Annotated in this window: 4 protein-coding genes; 1 reads left to right on the top strand and 3 read right to left on the bottom strand. The window is 38.1% G+C overall.

Going from position 1 to position 2,424, the window contains the following annotated elements; translation table 11 throughout:
• On the top strand, nucleotides 1-249 hold a 249-nt coding region (locus BW972_RS20115), incomplete at its 5' end, for a hypothetical protein (protein WP_234986464.1).
• Here BW972_RS20115 and BW972_RS19470 read toward each other — a convergent pair.
• The 3 genes from BW972_RS19470 to BW972_RS19460 all read right to left on the bottom strand — a co-directional run bounded on the left by BW972_RS19470 (nucleotide 214) and on the right by BW972_RS19460 (nucleotide 2,225).
• A complete protein-coding gene (locus BW972_RS19470; protein WP_076423346.1) occupies nucleotides 214-912 on the bottom strand; it encodes a DUF6843 domain-containing protein in 699 nt (232 codons plus the stop codon). The two genes, BW972_RS20115 and BW972_RS19470, sit on opposite strands and share 36 nt — an antisense overlap.
• A gap of 85 nt (nucleotides 913-997) precedes the next feature.
• The gene (locus tag BW972_RS19465; protein WP_076423345.1) at nucleotides 998-1,627 is read right to left on the bottom strand and encodes a hypothetical protein; all 630 of its coding nucleotides are present in this window, start codon (nucleotides 1,625-1,627) and stop codon (nucleotides 998-1,000) included.
• 73 nt (nucleotides 1,628-1,700) lie between these two features.
• Nucleotides 1,701-2,225: a hypothetical protein gene (locus BW972_RS19460; protein WP_143732169.1), complete on the bottom strand. Its 525-nt coding sequence runs from the start codon at nucleotides 2,223-2,225 to the stop codon at nucleotides 1,701-1,703.
• Nucleotides 2,226-2,424: the final 199 nt, after the last annotated feature.

Here is a 2,424-nt window from a genome sequence, read left to right as displayed (position 1 = left end):
GGCAACGCCGCCGCAAGACTTGCCGGCCTAAACTCCATTTATGCCTTTGGCTCTTCTGCAGGCATTCCCTTTTTTATAGCCTGTGATTCCTCCCCACCGGTAAAGCCTGAAAGCTTCGCCATTTTAAAATTTGAAAATAATCCCAATGACGGATTTAACGGTCTTGTGTATGGTGCGTATCCCGAAGGGTATGTACCATATGCCTTGTTGTGCCTAGTTTTTTGTTTCTTTATTACAGTTCTGTACTAGACTATCCGTTTCGTTCTCAAATGCCTTTAAATAATGGAAGTCGAAATAGTCGTCTCTATTTTCTTTTGAAGCCACAGTTAAAAACATGTAGCTATAATCTGTTTCTGGTTTAGGGCTATTAATGTGTGTTGAACCCATTCCGCCAAGCCAAATTCCTGTTATTGTCGAGTCTGGTTTGTTCGGTTCATTATCCCAATACATATACAATTCTCTTTTAGGTATTTCTATCCTAACTCCGTTTGGGCTGAGGAAATAGTAGTTGTGATTAATATACCCTGTCTTAATTTCTCCTTGATAGAGCAAAATGCCATTATCAGGAAAGATCAATTGTTCTCGGCCGTCAACAATCTTTATAGGTTGTCCGCAAGGCATTTCCGAAACAATTATTGCTCTTCCTTTAAAGTCAGCTGGAAAAACCATGTCAATTTTTTGAGCGGTCGCAGTTCCAATTGTCCCTGAGAGATAAAAGAAAAGTTGCATTCCTGGATACCAAGCCAAAACTGGTATTATAGTCCACAAGATTTTTGTTTTAGTAGGCTTTTTCGAAAAAAGAACTAGAAGAGCACCAACCAAAAAGACTGGAACTGTAAAAATCAACCAAAATGGATTCAGTGAACCAATGAAAGTCAATATTATTATTCCAATTCCTGTCTTGAATTCCATTTTTTCAAATTAGGCACAACGGATTGGTATATGCGACTTGCGAGGCTTTAGCCGAAGCATGTAGTATATACAGGGTTGGCAATCGTTATTTTTCCTTTCTCTCAAACACTTTCTTTGTTTTTACTCTTCCAGATATGGGGTCAAGCAAATATTCGACTGACTGTACAAAGAAGGTAAATGGTTCGGAATAGCCAATCCTATAGTCATAAGTAACAAAGATGTTGTTCATTCTAATTGAATCTATAGTAGAAGTCCCTGTGTACAGGTATACAGGTATGTCATCATGCTTTGCTCTCCACAGACTGTCATAGCGCAATTCCAATGGAGAGAAAGTGGTGTCTTGGTGCATTTTATTTGTGCGATTTGCCAGTAATAACTTCGAATACGAACTTTCTTTGACTGGAAGAGCAAACCAATTCCCTACTGTGTCTAAGCGCAAGCTTTTATGCCAGTTCTCGTCATGGAAAGTGGCTCTACCAAGTTTGAAAGTGTCTAACTCTTGTGTTACAAGCTTTAAGTCCACATCATAGAAAACTGCTGCAAAGTCAGCATTATAAGTTTCTTCACCAACCAAAGTTTTGCCGCTGCCTAAATCTATACTTACTGTTTTGTAAGATGGTCCAAAAGCTGATTTTATGGTCCACATAATAGCAACTGCAAGTACAACCAGAAGAACAAGGAAAATATAAATTGATGTAAGGCAGCCCTTTTTCATGTTCTTATAATACTTGCCAACGGTTAGTACAGGCTGCGAGTGAGGCGTAGCCGAGTATGGAGCCTGTGCCGTGTTAGTAGCTGTTATTCTTTCTTTTTTTGTCCTCGATTTTTGTTGAAATTAAAATCTGGGTTAAATTTTCATATCCGTGAGCAGCTTTGCTCTTCGAATGGCGTAAAACTTCAATCCTTTTTATAGTCGTTGTTTCTAATTTTATACCTGTAGTGTCCTCTATCAATTTCCCGTCAATCAAAAACCTTATGCGTTTTGAATCTGCAGGATAGTTTTCAATTTTAATGTCAGCGAGTGAAATAAGAGGGTCCTTTACTTTTCTTGTGTACAAGGTTGCACTTCTACTTCCACTGAATAGATACGAATCGGTCCCCTTGACAGACTTAACTTCTAGTATATTCTCTGGGTCTAGGTAAACTTTCTTCAAGTCTATTTCTACAGAATCCAAATAATAGGAACCTGGCTTAACCCAAAAAGTATTTGATACTTTTATCTTGCTTGTGTCTGGCAATACTCTGGTTTGAGCTATTGAAGTACAGGATAGCAATAGTAGCTTAACAAGTATAGTCCATCTTATCAAATACATACTTATTCATAATTAAATTGCTACTAACAATCATTGGAAGGAGACGTCCTGTTGGTTTTGTAGGGATTGATGTCTTCTTCGGGTAGTTATCCGTGCTTGTTTTCCCTTTTTTTGTAGTTACTGTGTGGAATTTCTATTTTTATTGAGGGAAAAACAAGCTGCTCGTTGGGTTATTTTCTCCTTCTAAATGGCGGCTTTA

Source organism: Pontibacter lucknowensis (assembly GCF_900156415.1).
Lineage (GTDB): Bacteria > Bacteroidota > Bacteroidia > Cytophagales > Hymenobacteraceae > Pontibacter > Pontibacter lucknowensis.
Note: the sequence above shows the minus strand (reverse complement) of the source record. Positions and strands in the feature narration are given on the sequence as shown.